Genomic DNA, 20,279 nt, shown 5'->3' with positions numbered 1-20,279 from the left:
AATTATGTTGGTGGCACCTTCAGCAGGCCGAAGCCGAGGAGTTGCCATCATGCGTCGAAGAGTCACCGTCCCGGTCCTGGCGGCGGGCGCCGTCGTGTCCTCGCTCGCCGTCGCCGCCCCCGCCCAGGCGCACGGCTACGTCTCCGGACCACCCAGCCGCCAGGCGCTCTGCGCGCAGAACCGGGTGCCCGACTGCGGGCAGATCAAGTACGAGCCGCAGAGCGTGGAGGGCCCGAAGGGGCTGCGCAACTGCCACGCCAACATCGCCCACTTCGCCGTCCTGAACGACGACAGCCGGGGCTGGCCGGCCACCTCGGTCGGCAGCTCGGTGACGTTCACCTGGACCAACACCGCCCGGCACGCCACCAGCAACTGGGAGTACTTCATCGGCGGCACCCGGGTGGGCGTCTTCAACGGGGGCGGCCAGCAGCCCGGCGCCACCGTGTCGCACACCGTGAACCTCGGCGGCTTCTCCGGCCGGCAGAAGATCCTCGCGGTGTGGAACATCGCGGACACCGCCAACGCGTTCTACTCCTGCGTGGACGTGCAGATCGGTGGCGGCGGCGGTCCGGCTCCCAGCCCGACGCCGACCCCCACCAGCTCGCCCACCCCGACGCCGCCGGCTCCCACCACGCCGCCCGCCCCGAGCGGCAGCTGGACCGCCGGTCGCGCCTACCAGGTGGGTGACCAGGTCACCTACAACGGGCTGAGCTACCGGTGCCGGCAGGCGCACACCGCGATCCCGGGCTGGGAACCGCCGAACGTGCCGGCGCTGTGGTCGCAGGTCTGACCGGACGGGTACGGCCCGTGCCGGTGCGGGCCGCATCCGCCCCTCGGCGCGACCCGGCCAGAGGTGGCGTGGCGCGGGCGGTGGTGCTCGTCGCGCTCGCCGCCCTGCTGCCGGCCGCCGGCTGCGCCGACGCCCCGACCCCGCAGGCGACCCGCCCCGCGACCGCGGGCCCGACGGACACCGCGCTCGGCACCCTCGACGTGATCTACCTGACCATGATGGTGGCCCACACCGAGCAGACAATGGAGATCGTCCGGCTGGGGCGCGACCGGGTGACCGACCCCGAGCTGCGCACCCTCGTCGCCGCCATCGAGGTGACCGAGGCCGACGAGCTGACCACCATGCGCGCCTGGCTGCACGACGCCGGTCCGGCCGCGACCGCCGGGCGGCACGACCACAGCGGGCACCTGGCCGCCCCGGGGGACCTCGCCCGCCTGCGGAACGCCCCAGCCGGGCACGCGGACGCCGTGTTGCGCCGACTGCTCGGCAGCCACCAGCAGGAGGCGGCCGACCTGGCCCGGGCGCACGTGGCCACCGCGACCAGCCCCCGGGTACGCGAGCTGGCCGGGCGGGTCGAGCAGTCCCGTACCGCCGAGGTGCGGCTGCTGACGGGGCCGGCCGGCCGGTAGCCACGCCACCCACACGACCGCGGTCACGCGGTCGTCGATCGACTCCATGTCGCCGGAACGGCGGTATGAGCGCGACCGGGACGCCGCCACATCGCCGACACGGAGTCGATCAGCCGGCCCGGGCGGCCGACACGGTGTCGCCGGTGCCCGGCGGGTCAGGCCTCGGTGCGCGGTTCCAGCCGGATCGACAGCGAGTTGACGCAGTGTCGGGTGTCCTTCGGGGTGAAGCCCTCGCCGTGGAAGACGTGCCCGAGGTGGCTGTCGCAGCGCGCGCAGCGGATCTCGGTGCGGCTCATGCCCAGGGTGCGGTCCTCGATCTCCTTGACCCGGCCGGGGATGGCATCGTCGAAGCTCGGCCAGCCGCAGTGCGAGTCGAACTTGGTGTCACTGGAGAAGAGTTCCAGGCCACAGGCCCGGCAGTGGTAGACGCCGGGGGTCTTGGTGTCGACGTACTCGCCCGTCCACGGTGGCTCGGTGCCGGCCTCGCGCAGCACCCGGAACTCCTGCGGGCTCAACCGGACCCGCCACTCTTCCTCGGTGCGGGGCAGCTCGTTCTCGTCAAGACTCACCCGCCAACGGTACGTCGGATGTCGGGGGCGTCGCATATGGTCGCGGAATGGGCGGCTCCTCGAAGGCGACGGTGACCGAGATCGAGGTCGCCGGGCACACCGTCCGGCTGAGCAGTCCCGACCGGGTGATCTTCCCCGGCCGCGGCTTCACCAAGGCGGACGTCTTCCACTACTACCTGGCGGTGGGCGACGGGATCATGCGCGCCCTGCGGGACCGCCCCACCACGCTCCAGCGCTTCCCGGAGGGCATCGAGGGGGAGATGTTCTTCCAGAAGCGGGTGCCGACCCGGGGTGTCCCGCCGTGGGTGCGCACGGCGAAGATCAGCTTCCCCAGTGGGCGCAGCGCCGACGAGCTGTGCCCGGCCGACCTGGCCCACGTGGCCTGGGCCGCCCAGATGGGCACCATCGTCTTCCACCCCTGGCCGGTGCGGGCCGCCGACGTCGACCGCCCCGACGAGCTGCGCGTCGACCTCGACCCGCAGCCCGGCACCGACTTCGCCGACGCGGCGACCGCGGCCGGCGAGCTGCGCGCGCTCCTGGCCGAGCTGGGTGCGACCGGCTGGCCGAAGACCTCGGGCGGCCGGGGCGTGCACGTCTACCTGCGCATCGAGCCCCGCTGGACGTTCACCGAGGTGCGCCGGGCCACCATCGCGCTCGGCCGCGAGCTGGAGCGCCGCCGTCCCGACCTGGTCACCACCGCCTGGTGGAAGGAGGAGCGGGGCCGGCGGGTGTTCGTCGACTACAACCAGATGGCCCGGGACCGCACCATCGCCTGCGCCTACTCGCTGCGCGCCAATGCCCGGGCCACCGTCTCCACCCCGGTCACCTGGGACGAGCTGCCCGACGTCGATCCGGACGACTTCGACCTGCGCAGCGTGCCGGCCCGGCTCGCCGAGCGGGGCGACCCGCACGCCGGCATCGACGACGCCCCGTTCGACATCACCCCGCTGCTTCAGTGGGCCGAGCGGGACGCGGCCGCCGGCCAGGGCGACATGCCGTACCCGCCGGACCACCCGAAGATGCCGGGGGAGCCGAAGCGGGTGCAGCCGAGCCGGGCGAAGCGCGAGGCCGACGAGACCGCCTGAACGGGCGGCAGCGCGGCTCGTCGACTACCTCCGCCGCCGGGCCGTCCAGGCCAGAAACCGGTCGAACAGGTCGGCTGGTGACGGCGCCGGGTGAGGGTTGAGGCGGATCAGGTCGGCGGTGGCGTCGAAGAGGCAGCCCGCCATGTAGACGGAGAGCGCCACCGGGTCCCGGCGGTACTCCATGCCCAGCAGCAGCCGTGCCGGCGGGCACGGCCAGGCGGCGGCGCACACCCGACACAGCCACAGCGGTCGCATCGGCACGTGCGGGCGGACCGCCCGCTGCTGACGGTCGGGTACGGCGGAGGCGTGCGGCATGGCCATGCACCCATGCTGGCTGATGCCATTGTCTACGTCAATAGACACCGTAGTTGTCGGCGTATGGCGACTGCGCCGCTGTCATCGTCAACGTGTGGAGCTTGTCGGCGTGTCGGAAATTCGGGAGATGCTCGGTGGCGTCTCCCGGCAGCGCGCGTCCGTGATCGCCAATCAACGGAACTTCCCGGAGCCGATCGCCGTCCTCGCCATGGGCAAGGTCTGGCGGAAGTCTGACGTCGAGAAGTGGATCAAGCAGCACCGGCCGGACTCGCGGGACTGAGCACCCGCCGACAACTCGTCAGCGGTGCGGATCGGCGTCCGGCACACTGGCCGGCATGACCTCCACCTCGGGCGTGATCCGGCGACTGGTCGGCGTCTACCACGCCGACGGCGGACTGCGCGGCGAACTGGCGTACCTGGTCGGCAAGGTCCGGGGGACCGCCTCGTGCGCGCTGTGTGACGTCACCCACCACGGTCTGGGCCGCAAGCGGGAGTGGCGCGACCTCCAGCCCGAGCTGGGGGTGCCGATGGAGCTGGTGCACCTCAACGAGCGCAGCCCGGCGGTCCGGACGGCCAGCGAGGGCCGTACCCCCTGTGTGCTGGCGGTGACCGACGGCGGCCTGGTGGTGCTGCTCGGCCCGGACGAGCTGGCCGCCCTCAACGGCAGCGTGGCCCGCTTCGCCGAGGCGCTGCGCGCGGCCGCTACGCTGGCCGGTCTGCGTTGGGACGACGTCGGATAACGATCATGTAAAGGGCGCGAACCTTTTCCGGCCCGTACCCGCTCTACCTGGTCACCGGCCCAGCGAGGGCCCCGGGGGAGGCGTACGGATGAAGCTGGTGTGGAGGCGGGCCTACGAGGCGCGGGGCCTGCTGGCGGCGGCGGCGGTCGCCGCGTTGGTCGCCGTCGCGCTGGTCACCGGGTTGTCCGACTACAACCGGCGGGCGATCGACGCCGGGCAGCGGGCGATGTTGGCGGCGGCGCCCGCCGCCGAGCGCAGCTTGCTGATCAGCGGGTCCGGCGGCCGGGACGCGGCCGAGGCCGCCGGCCGGGACCGGGCCGTCCGGGACAGCGTCGCCGGCGGGTTGGGCGGGGCGAGGGTCGTCGTCTCCGCTGCCCGCCACGGCACCGGCCGGGAACTGACCGGCGACCTCGGCGCCGCCCGCACCGACGACGACCCGGTCTTCGCCGACCTGGCCACCCTCGACGGCCTCGCCGCGCACGCCGAGCTGGTCGGCGGATCCTGGCCCGCCGCCGGGGCGAACCCCACCCAGGTCACCGTCCCCGAACGGGTCGCCGGCGCGCTGCGGCTCACCCCCGGCACCCGGGTGCCGATGACCGACCGCAGCTCCGGACGGGCCACCGACGTGGTGGTCGCCGGGATCTTCCGGCCCCGCGACCCGGCCGCGGCGTACTGGCAGCTCGCGCCCGGGGTGAGCGGCGGCGGTGACATCGGCGACTCGTACGGCCCGTTCGCCCTCGACCCGGCCGACTTCGCCCGCACCTTCCCCGGCTCCACCTCGATCTCCTGGGTGGTCGAGCCGGACCTGCGCAGCGTCGCGTCGAGCCGGCTGCCGGAGGTCAAGGAGGCCGTCGCGACTGCCGCCGTCGAGGTGCCCGAGAAGGCCGGTCTCGGCTCGTCCGCGCAGAGCGTCACCGGCCTGGACCGGCTGATCGACCGGCTCGGCCGCGCCGACCTGGTGGGCCGCTCGGCGCTGCTCACCCCGCTGCTGCTGATCGTGGTGCTCGGCGGCTACGCGTTGGTGCTGGTCGCCGCACTGCTCAACGAGGACCGGCGGGCGCAGACCGCGCTGCTGCGCGCCCGGGGAGCGGCCCGTAACCAGCTCGCCAACCTCGCCGTACGGGAGGCGACGCTGGTGGTGCTGCCGGCCGCGCTGCTCGCGCCGCCGCTGGCCGGCGTGGCGCTGCGCGGGATCAGCGGCGGCGAGGGTACGGGCGGCCTGCGGCTGGACAGCGGCGGCGCCGGGGCGGTCTGGGCGGTCGCCCTCGCCGCGGCGGTGGGCTGCCTGCTCGCCATGGTGCTGCCGGCCCTGCGTCGCGCCGGCAGCTACGTCGCTGACATGGCCGCCCGGTCCCGCCCGACCCGGGCCGCCACCGTGCAGCGGGCCGGGGTGGACCTGGCCCTGGTGCTGCTCGCCCTGCTCGCCTGGACGCAGCTCCGGCAGTACTCCTCGCCGCTGGCCGGCGCGGGCGGCCGGCTCGGCATCGACCCGCTGCTCGCCGTCGCGCCCACCCTCGGCGTGCTGGCCGGGGCGGTGCTCGCCCTGCGGCTGCTGCCCCCGGCCACCCGGTTCGCGGAACGGTTCGTCGACCGGCGACCGTGGACGGCCACCATGTTCGGCATGTGGCAGGCGGGCCGCCGTCCGCACGCCGGGCCGGTGCTGCTGCTCACGCTCGCCGTCGGCGGCAGCACCCTGGCCTGGTCACTGGTCAGCACCTGGGAGCGGTCGCAGCGCGACCAGGCCGACCACAGCGTCGGCGCCGACCTGCGGGTGACGGAGCGCGGCGGTGCCGCGCCGGTGGACCGGGCCGCCGACCTGGCCGGCCTGCCGGGGGTCCGGGCCGTGCTGCCAACCTGGCGGGACGAGGTGCGGCTGGGCCGCGACAGCCTGCCGGCCACCGTGCTCGCCCTGGACGCCGGCGCGGCACCGGACGTGGCCCTGATCGCGGACCGGCTCGCCGACCGGCCACCGGGCGAGCTGCTCGGCCGGCTGGCCCGGGACCGGGGCGCGCCGGCCGGTGTCCCGCTGCCCGCCGACGCCCGCCAACTCACCGGCACCCTCCGCACCCCGGTCCGCGAGCCGGTGACCGGCCAGCGGATCCAGGCGTCGGTGCTGCTCACCCGGGCCGACGGGCTGGCCCTGCAACTGCCGCTGGCCACCACCGACTCCCTGGTCGACCGCCCGGTGCCCTTCGCGGTCGACCTGCCCGCCGGCGCCGCCTGGCGGGTGGCCGGCTTCCAGGCCGAGGCAGGCGACGCGGCGGCCCGCGGTTACGGCCTGCGGATCGACGGGCTGCGGGTGACCGACGCGGCGGGCACCGCCCAGCCGGTCGCGCTGACCGGCGAGTGGTCGATGGTCGACGCGGTCGGCGAGGCGCCGGTGCCGACGAGCGCCGTCACCCCCGGCGGGGTCAACGCCGACTACGACATCGCGCTGACCGAGGGCGGCCGCTTCGCCCGGCAGCCGACGGTCCGCTTCGCCGTCGTACCGGCGGGGCCGAACACGCCGGTGCCGGCGCTGGTCACCCCGCAGGTGCTGGCCGCGCTGAACGTCCGGCCCGGCGACGTCGTGCCGCTCGCCCTCTCCGGGGCGTCCGTGCCGGTGCGGGTGGTCGGCGAACTGGACGCGGTGCCGGGTGCCACCGAGGCCGGCGGCGCGCTGCTGATCGACCTGCCGGCCGCCACGGACTGGCTGGTGCGGCACCGGGCCGCCGTTCGGCCGGTGCCGGAGTGGTGGTTGCGTACCGACGACGGCGGGCACGCCGCCGCGGCGGCGGCGATCCGGGAGCTGCCCGGCGTGACCGTCCTCGACCGGCGGGCGGCGGCCGAGGAGGCCGCCGGCGACCCGTACTGGCGGGGCGCGCGGACCGGGCTGCTCGCCGCGGCCCTCGGCTCGGTGCTGCTCGCCCTGGTCGGCCTCGCCGTGGACGTGTGGGCCACCGCCCGGCACCGGCTCGCCGAGTTCGCCGTCCTGCACACCCTCGGCGCCGGACCGCCCCTGCTGGCCCGCGCGATGCTGGCCGAACAGACCTTCCTGGCCGGCATCGGGGTCGCCGTCGGCCTGCTGGTGGGCGCGGGGGTGGGCGCCACCATGGCCCCACTGGTGATCCTCACCCCGAGCGCCGGCCGGCCCGTGCCGGAGGCGGCCTTCACCCTGCCCTGGACGCCGATCGGCCTGACCGCGCTCGGGCTGCTGCTGGCCGCGCTCGCGTGCAGCGCCGTCCTGGCCACCGGCATTCGGCAACGTGTCGCGGCGGCCCAGCTGCGGATCGGGGGAGAACGATGAGCGTGCTGGCCGTGCTGCGCAGGGTGCGCGCGTACGGGGGGCACTTCCTGCTCCTCGCGGTGCTCACACTGGTCACCGCGCTGCTGGTCACCGGGATGCCGCGGGTGGCGGACCGGCTGTCCGGCCAGGGGCTGCGCGAGCAGCTGGCCGACCTGCCGGGTCTCCGCCGCGACGTGCTCTACCAACGGCCGGCGGAGCCGCAGTCCGGCACGAGCAGGGTGGCCGCCACCCACCGGGCCAACCTGGACTCGCTGCTGGCGGGGATGCCCGCGCCGGTACGCGAGGTGGTGGGCGAGCGCTGGTACGTCGCCGACACCGAGTTCGGTCGGCTGACGGGACCAGAGCTCACGGCCGACAAGGGGCTGTTCGACCTGAGCCTGCGCACCATGACCGGGCTGCGGGAGTCGGCCACCCTGGTCGACGGCCGCTGGCCGGGGGAGGGGGCGGACCGGGCCGCGCCGGTCGAGACCGTGCTCGCCGAACCGGTCGCCCGGCAACTCGGCCTGCGCGCCGGCAGCCGGCTGCGCCTGGCGCTGCTCGATTCCGACGGTCGGGAGTTCTCCGCCACCACCGTCGCGGTGGTCGGCCTGTTCCGACCGGTCGACGCCGGCGGCGGTGCGTGGGACGCGCTCCCCTCGGCGCTGCGGCTCACCCCGCCGGTCGGCGACGGCGAGCCCTTCCAGATGGTGGGGCTGACCGACGACGCCGGCTTCGACGACCGGGCGGCGGCCGGCTGGGCGGTCGGCTTCGGCTGGCGCTACCGGGTCGACCCCGGGCGGCTCACCCCGGGTCGCCTAGACGCGGTGCTCGACGGCATCGCCCAACTGGACCGGGAGCGCCCCGCCGGGCTGCTGCTCGCCCAGGGCGTCGACATTCCGCTGCGGCAGTACGCGGATTCGCTCGCCGCCGCCCGTACGCTGCTGACCATCATCGCCGCCGGGGTGCTCGCCACCCTCGCCGGCCTGACCGTGCTCGCGGCCCGGCTGGCGGTGCGCCGCCGCCGCGACGAGTACGTGCTGCTGCGGGCCCGGGGCGGTTCGAGAACCGCCGTGGTGCGGCGCGGCCTGGCCGAGTCGGTGCTGGTGGTGCCGGCCGCCGCGGCGGCCGGCTGGTTGCTCGGCGGTCTGCTCCCCGCCGACCCGTTGGGCGCCGGCACACCCGACGCGGCGAGCCGGCTGACCGTGCTGGCGGCGGTGCTGGCCACACTGGCGTTGCCGGTGGCGGTGCTGACCGGCCAGCGCGACGGCGGGGTCCGGCGGGACCTGCTGCGCGCCCGGGGCGGCGCGGGCCGGCTCACCGTTGAGGTCACCTTCATCGGCCTGGCCGCGCTCGCCGCGTTCCTGCTGCGCCGAAGGGGACTCGCCCTCGGCGACGAGGTGGACCCGCTGCTGGTGTCGGTGCCGGTGCTGCTCGCGGTCGCCGCCGCGCTGCTGGCGCTACGCGCGTACCCGTGGCCGTTGCGGCTGTTCAGCCGGCTGGCCGCCCGGGCGCGCGGCGCGGTCGCCTTCCTCGGCACCGCCCGCGCCGGTCGGGTCGGAGTGGCCGCGCCGCTGGTGGTGGTCGTGCTGGCGATCGCCACGGCGGCCTTCTGCGGGGTCGTCGCCGTCGGTATCGAGGACGGGCGGGACCGGGCGGCGACCCGGACGGTGCCGGCCGACGCGCTGGTCAGCGGCGACCGGTTCGCCCCGGACACGGCGACCGAGCTGGCCGGGCTGCCCGGGATCAGGGCGGTCACCCCCGTGCTGGCCACCCCCGGGCAGCGGCTCTACGCCGACTCGGAGGGCAGCCCCGGCGGGGCCGGCGAGGCGTACGTGCTGCTGGTGGAGCCCGCCGGTTTCGCGGAGGTGGCCCGGCGCTCCGGGCTCGACCCGGCGGTGCCCGCCGCGCTGCGGGCCGGTGGGGACGCCGCGACGGCGCTGCCCGCGCTGGTGTCGCCGGACTTCGCCGCCGCCCTCGCCGACGCGGAGCTCGCCGACGGCGCGGGCCGCCGGCCCGGCTGGGTGGACGTGCAGGGCAACCGGCTGCCGTTCCGGATCGCCGGCACGGCGGAGGAGTTCCCGCTGATCCCGGGCGGGACGGGACGGTTCCTGGTGCTGCCCTGGCCGGGGCTGCCCGCCAACGCCCCGCACCCGCTCGCGCCGACCGGGTTCCTGCTCGCCGCGGGGGACGCCACGGTCGACCCGGCGGCGCTGGGGCGGGTCGCCGAGGAGGGACAGACCCGCTACCAGACCAGCGGTGCGGTGACCGGCGGGAAGCGACCGCTGCCCCCGCAGGTGACGACCTGGGCGGCCGAGCGGGAGCGGCTGGGCGGCAGCGGGGTCAACGGGCTGCTCGTCTTCGGCTTCGCCACCGGCGCGGCCGGCGGCGGCGTCCTGGGCCTGCTCGCGCTGGCGTTCGCGGTGCTCGCGGGCGCCCGCGGCCGGGCGCAGGTGCTGTCCCGGCTGCGCACGATGGGGCTGTCCCGCCGGCAGTGGCGGGGCCTGCTGCTGGTGGAACTCGCCCCGCTGGTGGTGGTCTCGGTGCTGACCGGCGCCGTGGTGGGCGCCCTGCTGCCGCTGCTGCTGAACCCGGTGCTGGGGCTGTCCGCGTTCACCGGCGGGGCGCCGGTGACGGTGCGTTTCGAACCCGGCCTGGTGGCCGGGGTGCTCGGGCTGGCCCTGCTGGCGCTGGCCTTCGCCGTCGCGGTCGAGGCCGTGAACAACCGTCGGATGCGCCTCGGCGAGGTGCTCCGGCTCGGAGAGGAGAGCTGAGATGACGGCTACCGCCGAGACGTCCGCCGTACCGGATCTCGCCGCGTTGCAGCGGCGGGCCGCGCAGCGCGCGGCCGAGCGGGCCGGCGGGCAGGACCGCCTGCGCGGGCACATCGTCTGCGACGGCCTGGTCCGGATCTTCAAGACCGAGGGGGTGGAGGTGGTCGCCCTGCAGGGGCTCGACCTGGTCATCGACCGGGGCGAGCTGGTGGCGATCGTCGGCGCGTCCGGCTCCGGGAAGTCGACGCTGCTCAACATCCTGTCCGGGCTGGACACCCCGACCGCCGGGATCGCCCGGGTCGCCGACTACGACCTGCTCGCCCTCTCCAACCGGCGACGGTTGAGCTACCGGCGGGACGTGGTCGGCTTCGTCTGGCAGCAGACCGGCCGGAACCTGCTGCCGTACCTGACCGCGCGGGAGAACGTCGAGCTGCCGATGAAGCTGGCCGGCCGGGCCGGCGGCGGGCGGGCCCGGCGGCGGCGGGCCGAGGAGCTGCTGGACCTGGTCGGGGTGGGCTACTGCGCCGACCGGCGTCCCGGCCAGCTCAGCGGCGGTGAACAGCAGCGCTGCGCGGTGGCGGTGGCGGTGGCGAACGACCCGGAGGTGCTCTTCGCCGACGAGCCGACCGGTGAGCTCGACGAGGCCACCGGTGCGGAGGTCTTCGCCGCGCTGCGCACCATCAACGCCGAGCTGGGCGTGACGATCGTGGTGGTCACCCACGACCAGGCCGTGGCCACCCAGGTCCGCCGGACCGTCGCGATCCGCGACGGCCGAACCTCCTCCGAGGTACGCCGGACGGCGCGGATCGGCGCCGACGGCAGCACCGAGCTGGTCAGCGAGGAGTACGCCGTGCTCGACCGGGCCGGCCGGATGCAGCTGCCCGCGTCCTTCGTCGACGCGTTGGCGCTGCGCGACCGGGTCCGCCTCAACCTCGAACCGGACCACGTCGAGGTCCGCCCCGGCGACCGCACGCCGGAACCGAACGGGAGTGACGCATGAGCGAGCAGGTTTCCGCCGGCCGGGCCGGTGCCGCGGCCCTCGTCGACGAGGTGGTCCGGGTGGAGGGGGTGAGCCGCACCTTCGGCCGGGGTGAGCACGCCGTGCACGCGGTGCGCGACGTCTCCTTCGTGGCCGGCCGGGGTGAGCTGGTGGCCGTCCGGGGCCGCTCGGGCGCCGGCAAGACCACCCTGCTGAACCTGGTCGGCGGGCTGGACCGGCCGGACAGTGGCCGGGTGCGGGTGGCCGGGCACGACGTGACCGCCGCCGGTGAGGCCGAGCTGCTGCGGCTGCGCCGGGGCACGGTGGGCTTCGTGTTCCAGACCTTCGGGCTGGTGCCGATCCTCTCCGCCGCGGAGAACGTCGGCGTGCCGCTGCGGCTGGCCCGGGTGTCGGCGGCGGAACGGGAGGAGCGGGTGGCCGTGCTGCTGGAGCTGGTCGGGCTGGGTGGGCACGCCGCGCAGCGGCCGTACGAGCTCTCCGGCGGGCAGCAGCAGCGGGTGGCGGTGGCCCGGGCCCTGGCCAACGAGCCGGCCCTGCTGATCGCCGACGAGCCGACCGGCCAGCTCGATTCGGAGACCGGGCGCTCGATCATGGACCTGCTGCGCGCCGTGGTGCACGCCCGGGGCATGACGGCCCTGGTCGCCACGCACGACCCGGCCCTCATCGAGCTGGCCGACCGCACCCTCACCCTGCGCGACGGCCACCTGGTGGACGCCTGAGCCATCTCGGCGCCGCTGCGCCGGCACGGTTCGGGGACGATGCCGGCGGGGTCTGGCTTGGTCGGGCCGCTGCGCCGGGGTGGCCGGGGTGGCCGCTGCGCCGGGGTGGCGCTGCGCCGGGGTGGTGCTCCGCCTCTGGAAGGGGGTGGTCGGTCGCTTTGGAGCTGATGTCGTAAACGGATCAGCCCGGGGCGACGCCGGTTGGCCTTCGACCGGGATGCCTCCCGACGTCGCGCCGGAGCGGCCGCGGGAACGGGTCGGGGGGCTTTCGGCGACCTGCCGGTGAATCGTTTACGACATCAGCTCCAAAGGGCGCCGATGTCATCCGGTCGGGCCGCGCCGCGTCGGGCCGGGCGGTCGCGTCGGCGGCTGGCGCCTCAGAGGGGGAGTTTCATGCCCTCGTGGCTGGCGACGAAGCCCAGGCTGCGGTAGAAGCGGTGGGCGTCGGCGCGGGCCTTGTCGGTGGTGAGCTGGACCAGGGCGCAGCCCCGCTGCCGGGCCTGGTCGACGGCCCACTCCATCATCCGTCGGCCCAGCCCCCGCCCGCGCAGGTCGGAGCGGACCCGTACCGACTCGATCAGGGAGCGCTCGGCGCCGTGCCGGCCCAGCCCCGGGATGTACGTGATCTGCATGCAGCCGACCAGCTCGCCCGCCTCGTCGGCGACGATCAGGTGGTTGCGCGGGTCGGCGGTGATGTCGGCGAAGGCCCGCTCGTACGCCTCGTCGACCTCGGTGAAGTCCCGCGCCTTGCCGAGCACGTCGTCGGCGAGCAGGGCGATGACGGCGGGCAGGTCCGCCCGGACCGCCTCCCGGAAGATCACATCGGTCATGGCCGCAGCCTGCCACAGCGACACTCGACGATGTGCGGGCGTGGGTTGCCCGGAGCGGGCAGCATGGTGCGGCATGGAGCCCCTGCTGCAGCCCTTCCGGTGGATCTACCGGGGACTGGTCTGGTTCGCGAACTCGCCGCGCACGCTGATCATCTCTTACCTGCTCATGATCGTGGTGGCCGGCGTCATCTACGCCCAGGTGGAGAACGCCAGCGCCGCCGACGCGGTCTGGTGGGCCGTCGTCACCGCCTCCACCGTCGGGTACGGCGACATCTCGCCGACCACCTGGGCGGGACGCTTCCTCGCCGCCCTGCTCATCTCGACGATGGTGCTGCTGGTCATCCCGCTGATCACCGCGCACTTCGCCAGCCGACTCATCGTCGACGACGACGCCTTCGAGCACGACGAGCAGGAGGAGCTGAAGCACGACGTCCGCCGGATGCGGGCGCTGTTGGAGGAGCTGGCCACGCGGTACGACATCGACCTGCCCGAGCCGGAGCGGCGTCAGCCGCTCAACGCGCCGGACAGCGAAGTCCCTCTCTGGGAACGGTCAAAGAGATCAGGTAAGCGTCCACCGCGTTCGTGACGCAGGTCGTCTGCGGGTAGGCGGTGTGCCCCTCGCCCTCCCAGGTCAGCACCCGCCCCACGCCGAGCATCGAGGCCAGCCGCGGAGTCTGCTCGTACGGGGTGGCCGGGTCGCCGGTGGTGCCGACCACCAGGATCGGCGGCGCGCCGACGGCCTTGCCGGTCGGGTACGGATCCCGCTGCCCCGGCCACTGGGCGCAGCCCAGCATCCCGACCGCCAGGGCCGGCCCGAACAGCGGGTACTTCTGCCGCCACTGCGACTGCATCTGCCGGATCTGCTCCAGGCTCGGCTTCTCGGTCTCGTCCGCGCAGTTGATGGTCAGGTTGGCGTCGAAGAGGTTCGAGTAGCGCCCGTCCTCCTCCCGGCCGGCGTACGCGTCGGCGAGCCGGAACACGTCGGCCGGGTCGCCGCCCTCCAGCTTGTCGATCGCCCGGCCCAGTTCCTCCCAGCCCGACTCGGTGTAGAGCGAGGAGATGACCGCGTAGAAGACCCAGCCGGAGGTGGCCTCGCGACCGCCGGCGCCGCGCACCGGCGAGGCCTTCGCCTTGTCGATCGCGGCGGTCACCGCCGCCCGGGCGTCCGGTGCGATCGGGCAGCGGCCGGCGTTGGCCGCGCACCAGCGGGTGAAGTTGCCGAACGCCCGCTCGAACCCCTTGGCCTGGCTCTCCGAGCCGGCCATCAGCTTCTGCTGCGGGTCGACCGCGCCGTCGAGCACCAGCGCGCGCACCCGCTGCGGGTAGAGCTGGGCGTACGTGGCGCCGAGCAGGGTGCCGTACGAGTAGCCCAGGTAGGTCAGCTTCTCGTCGCCGACCGCCGCGCGTACCGCGTCCATGTCCCGGGCGGCCTGCTCGGTGCCGTAGAGCGGCAACTGGTCGCCGTACTTGTCGCCGCAGCCGGTGCCGATCTTCCGGTTCAGCGCGACGTAGTCGTCGAACAACTCCTGGCTGGCCGGGTCGGGGTCGAAGCCGAAGCTGGTGTCCAGGTCGGCGTCGGAGATGCACTTGACCGGGCTGGACCGGGCCACCCCGCGCGGGTCGAACCCGACGATGTCGAACCGGTCGGTGATCGAGGCGGGCAGCCCGCCGAACGCCTGCCCGAAGGAGAGGTAGACAGCGGTGTCCACGCCGGACCCACCCGGGCCGCCCGGGTTGATCACGAGGGAACCGATCCGGTTCCGCTGCTTCGACGAGCGGGCCCGCAGCAGCGAGATCTCGAAGGTCTCCCCGCCGCCCGGGCCGGCGGTCGCGCCGCCGCCGGTGCCCCAGTTGCGCGGTACGGCGATCTTCGCGCAGTCGTACCGCATCCCCGGCGCGCCGCGCCCCACCAGGTCCTCCGCGACCTCCGGGCAGTCCCGCCAGGTCGGGGTGCTGCCCGGCGCCGCGGCTTCGCCCTGCGTCTCGGTGCGCGGCGCGAGGGCCGGCAGCGTGCACCCGGCGGCGAGCAGCGCCGCCGCGGCGAGCCCGGCGACGGTGAGCCGGACCCGGCGGACGAGGTGGGCAGTGGGGGTCACCAGCGAGCCTCCATGATCGTGTCGACGGCCAGGCTACGCGGGGCCGGCGGCGGCCGGCTCCACGGTGGCCGTCGGGTCGCCGCGCAGGACCTGGTCCACGTCGAAGCGGACCGGCCGGTCGAGCTGGTCGTAGCGGCAGGACCGGGGGTCGCGGTCGGGTCGCCAGCGGACGAACCGGGCGGTGTGCCGGAACCGGTCGCCCTCCATCGCGTCGTAGCCCACCTCGACCACCAGCTCGGGGCGCAGCGGCTCCCATTCGAGGTTCTTGGTGCCGGTCCAGCGGCTCACCCCGCCCGGGATGCGCTGGCCACGCTCGTGGTCGCCGTGCACCCACGGGTGCTCGTCGCCGATGTCCCGGTAGGGGGCCAGCTCCTCCAGCAGCTCCGCGCGCCGGGCCATGGTGAACGAGGCGCTCACCCCGACATGGTGCAGCACCCCGGCGTCGTCGTAGAGGCCGAGCAGGAGCGAGCCGACCACCGGGCCGGACTTGTGCCAGCGGAAGCCGGCCACCACCACGTCGGCCGTCCGGGCGTGCTTGACCTTGAACATCGACCGCTTGCCCGGCTCGTACGGCAGCTCGGCCGGCTTGACGATCAACCCGTCCAGCCCGGCGCCCTCGAACACGTCGAACCAGCGGCGGGCCGTCTCCGGGTCGGTGGTCACCTGGGTCACGTGCACCGGCGGGCGGACGCCGGCCAGCGCCTGCTCCAGCCGGGCCCGGCGGCGCGGGTACGGCTCGTCGAGCAGCAGGTCGTCGCCGAGGGCGAGCAGGTCGAAGGCGACGAAGTCGGCCGGGGTCGTCTCGGCCAGCAGCTTCACCCGGGAGGCCGCCGGGTGGATGCGCTGGGCGAGCAGCTCGAAGTCGAGCCGGGGCTGGCCGCCCGGGCCGTCCCGGCGGATCACGATCAGCTCACCGTCGACGGCGCACCGCTCGGGCAGCTGCCGGCGGGCCTGCTCGACCACCTCGGGGAAGTATCGCGTCATCATCTTGCCGCCCCGGCTGGCCAGCTCGACCTCGTCGCCGTCGCGGAACACGATGCACCGGAAACCGTCCCACTTCGGCTCGTACGTCAGGCCGGGGTCGGTGGGCAGCTTGGCCACGCTCTTGGCCAGCATCGGCTCCACTGGGGGATTGATCGGCAGGTCCACGGCGACCAGTCAATCAGACGGTGCCGACAGTCGTGAGGCAGATCACCGGCGGTGGCGGTGCGGCGTGTCCCCGTCCGTCCCGCCCGTCCTTCCCGTACGAATCACGTTTGCGCAGGTCAGAGCTACCGTCGCCGGGTGGAGTGGGTGTGCTGCTGCTGCGGGCGGTGGCGGGTCAGCGTGGAGCTGATCCGGGGCCGGCAGCGCTATCGGCTGGCCCGCCGCTACCCGGCCGAGTTCGGCGGCGGCAAGGACGTGCTCGGCGAGGTCGGCACCGTGACCGAGCTGGAGGAGCTGCTGCGCCGGCGTACCCCGCTCGACCTGGCCGACCTCCGCGAAGCCGCCTGACCCCCGCCCCCGCACCGAGGCGGGCCGCTCGCGCCGCCCCGGGCGGGCGTCCACCCGCGGGGACCTAGGCTGGACGGGTGTCCGAGCTGACGTACCAGGAGGTCGGGGCGACCCGGGACGGGCGGCTGCCGGCCGGCTGGCACCACGTGCGCCACCGGTACCGGCTGCCCGAGGGGTGCTACGCCATCGCCGCCGAGGCGGTGCTGACCTGGCGGCTGCACCGGACGGCCGGCTTCCGGATGCGCACCGACGCGCCGCGTGCCACCCCGGGCGTCCGGGTCACCACGGGCCTGGGGGTGGGGCCGCTGCGGGTCTGGGGCCCGTGCGAGGTCATCTGGGTCTCCGACGACGAGCGCAGCGCGGGATTCGGCTACGGCACCCTGCCCGGGCACCCGGCGCGCGGCGAGGAGGCCTTCCTGGTCACCCGCGACGACGCCGGCGCGGTCTGGTTCGAGGTGACCGCGTTCAGCCGGCCGGACCGCTGGTTCATGCGCGCCGCCGGGCCCGCCGGCCGCGTCGTCCAGCACGGGTACGCGCACTGGCTCGCCCGCACCCTGCGCCGCCTCTGCGCCCGGCGCTGACGCCGGCCGCCACGGCCGGGCGCCCGCCCGCCCGAGGCCGGAGACGGCCCGGATCAGAAGCGGGCGAAGGAGCGGATCGGCGCGCGCGGCCCGAACTTCGGCGCCTGGATCCCGGCGGCCTCCAGCAGCCCGCAGACCCGCCCCCGATGCCCCCGGAACGGCTCCAGCAGGGTCAGCATCCGGGCGTCGTCGCCGCGCGCCTCACCGGCCAGCGCCCAGGCGACCGTGTTCGGCACGTGGTAGTCGCCGACGCTGACCGCGTCCGGGTCGCCGTACGCGATCCGGACCACCTCGGCGGCGGTCCACGGGCCGATGCCCGCGATCGCGGTCAACCGCCGGGTCGCCTCGGTGCTGTCCGCGCAGCGTTCCAGTCGGTCGGCGACGGCGGCGGCCCGGCGCAGCGTGTCGGCCCGGCGCTGCTCCACCCCGAACGGGTGGAAGACCCAGTACGGCGCGGCGGCCACCACCTCCGGCCCGGGCGGCAGCAGCAGCGGCTGCATCGGCCCCGGCGCCGGCTCGCCGAAGTGCCGGACCGTCGCCGCGTACGCCCGGTACGCCTCCTTGCCGGTCACCTTCTGCTCGAAGATGGCCCGCAGCAGCCGGGGGAAGACCTGGCCGGTGGCGGGCATCCGCCGCCCCCGGTGCTGGGCGGCCAGCCGGGCCACCAGCGGGTGCGCGGCGGCCAGTTCGGCGAATCCGGTGAGGTCGTCGCGCAGCCCGGCGATCGCGTCGGCGCGCTCGACCACCCAGTCGGCCCCGGGGCCGTACCCCTCGGCCAGCAGGTCCCCGCCGCCGGAGCGCAGCGCGAGGGTGGCCGGCCCGGCCGGGGTGCGGGTGGCGTACCAGAAGGTGTCGGCCGCGATCCGCGCGCACGGGTCGTACGGGCTGAAGGTGAGCGACCGGACGGAGGCGGCCAGCCGGTAGTCGGCGGGCGGGCGCAGCGCCCGGCGCGCGGCGGGCTCGGTCCAGGTCACCAGCCCACTCTGCCACCTCTGTCGTCGGCAGTCGGAAGAGGTACGTGCCGACGGTCCGGCGGGAGAGCTCAGCGGACAATTTCCGCCTGCCCGTCCTGGTGCGGCTCCACCACCTGAACGGCCAGGATTTTTCCGGCAAGTGCTACAAATCCATATATCTCCAACATGCGAGCATGCCGTTCCGCCCCCTTCCGCCGATTCGTTGGTTTCTCGCCGGTGAACTCGCTGCTAACGTGCCATCTGCGCTGGCCGGAGACCCGTCTCGGGAGACGGCCGCCGGTACGGATCGCGAGGGTCACACCTGACCGGGAGACGGCTCACCGCCCATCCCTGTCCGACCGTCCGGCAGCGCAACGGGGGCTCTGCAGAGAGGCATGCGGTGATGACTGCTCGTGCGGTTGTTCGGCCGGGGCAGGTCGGGTGCGGCGTTTCGTCCCGCCACCAGCAGCACTGACGATGGTCACCGACGAGGTGGCCGTCCGACCGGAACGGCCAGCAGCATGATCGCCCTGCGCGTCTACCGCCTCCTCCCGCCCGCCGCTCGGCGCCGGCTGCTCGGCCTGCTTCCCGCGCACCGGCGGCTCCGCCTCGTGCGCACCTTCACCCGCCCGCGCGGCGGTGACACGGTGCACCCGGTCGGCGCTCGGGTGACCGTCGCCGACGGCGGCGTCCGCACCAAAGCAGAGGTGGTCGCCCGGGCGACACCGCTGGAGATGTGGCACCGCAACCTGGTGGCCGTCACGTCCACGCTGGAGTCGGCCGGGATCGAATACCACTGCCTGCGCAACGATGACTACCTGCGTAGCTCCGTGGCCATCCTGGTCGGCCAGCGGGACGCGGTGCGTCGCCTGGTCCGGTCCGCACCGGAGTTGTCGGGCGCGCACGTGCGCACTGTCGAGGTGCAGCCCGGGCGGAACCAGCCGGACCTCGCCCCGGCCGAGGTGATCCAGGTGTGGTTCCCGGTGACCGACGCCCGGGCGGGCGTGGTCCTGGGGGCCCAGTTCGCCTGCGAGATCGAGTTCTGGACCCGGGTGGGTGACGTCGTCCGGGCACCCCGGCACAACGCGGTGATCGACGAGGCGCCGGCCCGGGCCGAGCCGGTACGCGTGGCCGCGGCTCTGCTCAGCCACTTCGTTCCTGAGGCGGACGACAACACCTACGGCACCCGCCGCGATCTCACCGTCCGCGCCCCGGACCGGGTGGGCTTCCCGATCGACGCCGTCTACACCTGGGTGGACGGCTCGGATCCGGAATGGCTCAAGCGCAAGATGGCCGCGCTCCGTGCTCCCGACGCGCCGCGGCACGCGGTGGCGGCAAACTCGTCGCGCTACCACAACCGGGACGAACTGCGGTATTCCATGCGGTCGCTGCACGGCTTCGCGCCCTGGCTGCGACGGATCTTCCTGGTCACCGACAGCCAGCTGCCGAGCTGGCTCGACCCGACCCACCCGATGATCACCGTCGTCACGCACGCCGAACTCTTCGCCGATCTCGGCGGCCGGTCGTCGTTCAACTCGCACGCCATCGAGTCCCGGCTGCACCGCATCGAGGGCCTGGCGGAACACTTCCTCTACGTCAACGACGACGTCTTCCTCGGCCGGCCGCTGCTGCCGACCCACTTCTTCCATGCCAACGGGATCGCGAAGTTCTTCCTCTCCCCGGCGCAGTTCGGGCTGGGCGAGGCGAGGGCCACTGACCCGCCGGTGAACGCGGCCGGCAAGAACAACCGCCGGCACATCCAGCGGCTCTTCGGCGTGACCATCACGCAGAAGATGAAGCACACTCCGTTCGCCCTGCGGCGCAGCATCATGCACCAGATCGAGCAGATGTTGCACGCGGACGTGACCGAGACGGCACGGCACCAGTTCCGCCACCACGGCGACCTGTCGATTCCGTCCTCGCTGCACCAGTACTGGGCGTACCTGACCGGGCAGGCGGTGCCGGGCGACATCGAGTACGAGTACGCGGACCTCGGTCATCCCTCGACGCCCGCCCGCCTCTCCGAGCTGCTGACCCGTCGGCACCGCGACGTGTTCTGCCTCAACGACACCGACTCGGATCCCGAGGCCTTCGCCGAGCAGGAGCGGATGCTGGCCGACTTCCTGTCCCGCTACCTGCCGTTCCCCGCCCCCTTCGAGCTGCCCGACGACGTGGTCGCCGAGCGGCGGAAGCTGGGCGCCAGCGCGCTGTGGCGGCAGTCGCGCGGCGCGGATCGGTACGGCCGGCAGGTGGATGCCCCGACCACGCCCGCCCTCGGCCGGCAGGTGGCCGCACATACCGCGCCCCCGCTGCGGGTCGGTCCGCGACTGGACGCGCCCACGCTGCCCTCGATGCGCATCGCCGCCACCCGCGAGGCGCAGGAGGACATCGTGTCGCCCGGCTGGTGGGGGACGTACCCCGCCGAGCGGCCCGATGCCTGAA

19 protein-coding genes are annotated in these 20,279 nt (G+C 74.8%); 13 read left to right on the top strand and 6 right to left on the bottom strand.

Features of this window, described 5'->3' with window-relative positions; genetic code table 11:
• Positions 1-49: 49 nt before the first annotated feature.
• Positions 50-790, top strand: coding sequence for a lytic polysaccharide monooxygenase (locus ACTMTB_RS09270; RefSeq protein ID WP_441144164.1), 741 nt, complete (start codon positions 50-52; stop codon positions 788-790).
• A 68-nt stretch (positions 791-858) separates the two neighbouring features.
• Positions 859-1,419, top strand: coding sequence for a DUF305 domain-containing protein (locus ACTMTB_RS09265; protein WP_441144162.1), 561 nt, complete (start codon positions 859-861; stop codon positions 1,417-1,419).
• A 155-nt stretch (positions 1,420-1,574) separates the two neighbouring features.
• Here the strand turns inward: ACTMTB_RS09265 and msrB are convergent, their stop codons facing one another.
• Positions 1,575-1,988 (bottom strand): peptide-methionine (R)-S-oxide reductase MsrB, encoded by a 414-nt coding sequence (gene msrB, locus ACTMTB_RS09260; protein ID WP_441144160.1) that lies wholly within the window; start codon positions 1,986-1,988, stop codon positions 1,575-1,577.
• Between the two features lie 47 nt (positions 1,989-2,035).
• Here msrB and ligD point away from each other — a divergent pair, with 47 nt between their 5' ends.
• Positions 2,036-3,073, top strand: coding sequence for a non-homologous end-joining DNA ligase (gene ligD, locus ACTMTB_RS09255; RefSeq protein WP_441144158.1), 1,038 nt, complete (start codon positions 2,036-2,038; stop codon positions 3,071-3,073).
• 24 nt (positions 3,074-3,097) lie between these two features.
• On the opposite strand, the gene ACTMTB_RS09250 is transcribed toward ligD, so the two are convergent.
• The gene (locus ACTMTB_RS09250) at positions 3,098-3,394 is read right to left on the bottom strand and encodes a hypothetical protein (protein ID WP_441144156.1); all 297 of its coding nucleotides are present in this window, start codon (positions 3,392-3,394) and stop codon (positions 3,098-3,100) included.
• A gap of 103 nt (positions 3,395-3,497) precedes the next feature.
• Here ACTMTB_RS09250 and ACTMTB_RS09245 point away from each other — a divergent pair, with 103 nt between their 5' ends.
• From ACTMTB_RS09245 to ACTMTB_RS09220, 6 genes are all read left to right on the top strand, one after another.
• The gene (locus tag ACTMTB_RS09245) at positions 3,498-3,668 is read left to right on the top strand and encodes a hypothetical protein (RefSeq protein ID WP_441144154.1); all 171 of its coding nucleotides are present in this window, start codon (positions 3,498-3,500) and stop codon (positions 3,666-3,668) included.
• Between the two features lie 55 nt (positions 3,669-3,723).
• On the top strand, positions 3,724-4,128 hold the full coding sequence (locus tag ACTMTB_RS09240; RefSeq protein WP_441144152.1) for a hypothetical protein: 405 nt from the start codon (positions 3,724-3,726) through the stop codon (positions 4,126-4,128).
• 88 nt (positions 4,129-4,216) lie between these two features.
• Complete coding sequence (locus tag ACTMTB_RS09235) at positions 4,217-7,414, top strand: FtsX-like permease family protein (protein ID WP_441144150.1); 3,198 nt, start codon at positions 4,217-4,219, stop codon at positions 7,412-7,414.
• Positions 7,411-10,164, top strand: coding sequence for an FtsX-like permease family protein (locus ACTMTB_RS09230; protein ID WP_441144148.1), 2,754 nt, complete (start codon positions 7,411-7,413; stop codon positions 10,162-10,164). The genes ACTMTB_RS09235 and ACTMTB_RS09230 overlap by 4 nt, the downstream gene beginning before the upstream one ends.
• A 1-nt stretch (position 10,165) precedes the next feature.
• Positions 10,166-11,164, top strand: coding sequence for an ABC transporter ATP-binding protein (locus tag ACTMTB_RS09225; protein WP_088963289.1), 999 nt, complete (start codon positions 10,166-10,168; stop codon positions 11,162-11,164).
• Entirely contained in the window at positions 11,161-11,883 is a 723-nt protein-coding gene (locus tag ACTMTB_RS09220; protein ID WP_441144146.1) for an ABC transporter ATP-binding protein, read from the top strand. The genes ACTMTB_RS09225 and ACTMTB_RS09220 overlap by 4 nt, the downstream gene beginning before the upstream one ends.
• A 377-nt stretch (positions 11,884-12,260) precedes the next feature.
• Here ACTMTB_RS09220 and ACTMTB_RS09215 read toward each other — a convergent pair whose 3' ends face one another.
• Complete coding sequence (locus ACTMTB_RS09215; protein WP_441144144.1) at positions 12,261-12,713, bottom strand: N-acetyltransferase family protein; 453 nt, start codon at positions 12,711-12,713, stop codon at positions 12,261-12,263.
• Between the two features lie 73 nt (positions 12,714-12,786).
• Between ACTMTB_RS09215 and ACTMTB_RS09210 the strand changes: the two genes are divergently transcribed.
• Positions 12,787-13,299 carry a potassium channel family protein gene (locus ACTMTB_RS09210; protein WP_441144142.1) on the top strand — a complete coding sequence of 171 codons (513 nt, stop codon included), beginning with the start codon at positions 12,787-12,789 and terminating at the stop codon, positions 13,297-13,299.
• On the opposite strand, the gene ACTMTB_RS09205 is transcribed toward ACTMTB_RS09210, so the two are convergent.
• Positions 13,226-14,809, bottom strand: coding sequence for an alpha/beta hydrolase (locus ACTMTB_RS09205; protein WP_441144140.1), 1,584 nt, complete (start codon positions 14,807-14,809; stop codon positions 13,226-13,228). The genes ACTMTB_RS09210 and ACTMTB_RS09205 overlap by 74 nt on opposite strands.
• Positions 14,810-14,842: 33 nt before the next feature.
• Positions 14,843-15,958, bottom strand: coding sequence for an ATP-dependent DNA ligase (locus ACTMTB_RS09200; protein ID WP_441144138.1), 1,116 nt, complete (start codon positions 15,956-15,958; stop codon positions 14,843-14,845).
• 135 nt (positions 15,959-16,093) lie between these two features.
• Here ACTMTB_RS09200 and ACTMTB_RS09195 point away from each other — a divergent pair, with 135 nt between their 5' ends.
• Entirely contained in the window at positions 16,094-16,303 is a 210-nt protein-coding gene (locus ACTMTB_RS09195; RefSeq protein ID WP_441144136.1) for a hypothetical protein, read from the top strand.
• Positions 16,304-16,380: 77 nt separating this feature from the next.
• On the top strand, positions 16,381-16,884 hold the full coding sequence (locus ACTMTB_RS09190; RefSeq protein ID WP_441144134.1) for a DUF1990 family protein: 504 nt from the start codon (positions 16,381-16,383) through the stop codon (positions 16,882-16,884).
• Between the two features lie 53 nt (positions 16,885-16,937).
• On the opposite strand, the gene ACTMTB_RS09185 is transcribed toward ACTMTB_RS09190, so the two are convergent.
• Positions 16,938-17,858, bottom strand: a complete 921-nt coding sequence (locus tag ACTMTB_RS09185; protein WP_441144132.1) for a DNA-3-methyladenine glycosylase family protein — start codon at positions 17,856-17,858, stop codon at positions 16,938-16,940.
• Between the two features lie 500 nt (positions 17,859-18,358).
• Between ACTMTB_RS09185 and ACTMTB_RS09180 the strand changes: the two genes are divergently transcribed.
• Positions 18,359-20,278 (top strand): stealth family protein, encoded by a 1,920-nt coding sequence (locus ACTMTB_RS09180; RefSeq protein WP_441144130.1) that lies wholly within the window; start codon positions 18,359-18,361, stop codon positions 20,276-20,278.
• The last annotated feature ends 1 nt before the right edge of the window (position 20,279 follow it).

Origin of the sequence: Micromonospora sp. L32, from assembly GCF_052068055.1 — a bacterium.
Taxonomy (GTDB): Bacteria; Actinomycetota; Actinomycetes; order Mycobacteriales; family Micromonosporaceae; genus Micromonospora; species Micromonospora purpureochromogenes.
The sequence above is the reverse complement of the archived record's forward strand: the minus strand, read 5'-3'. Positions and strand labels throughout refer to the sequence as shown.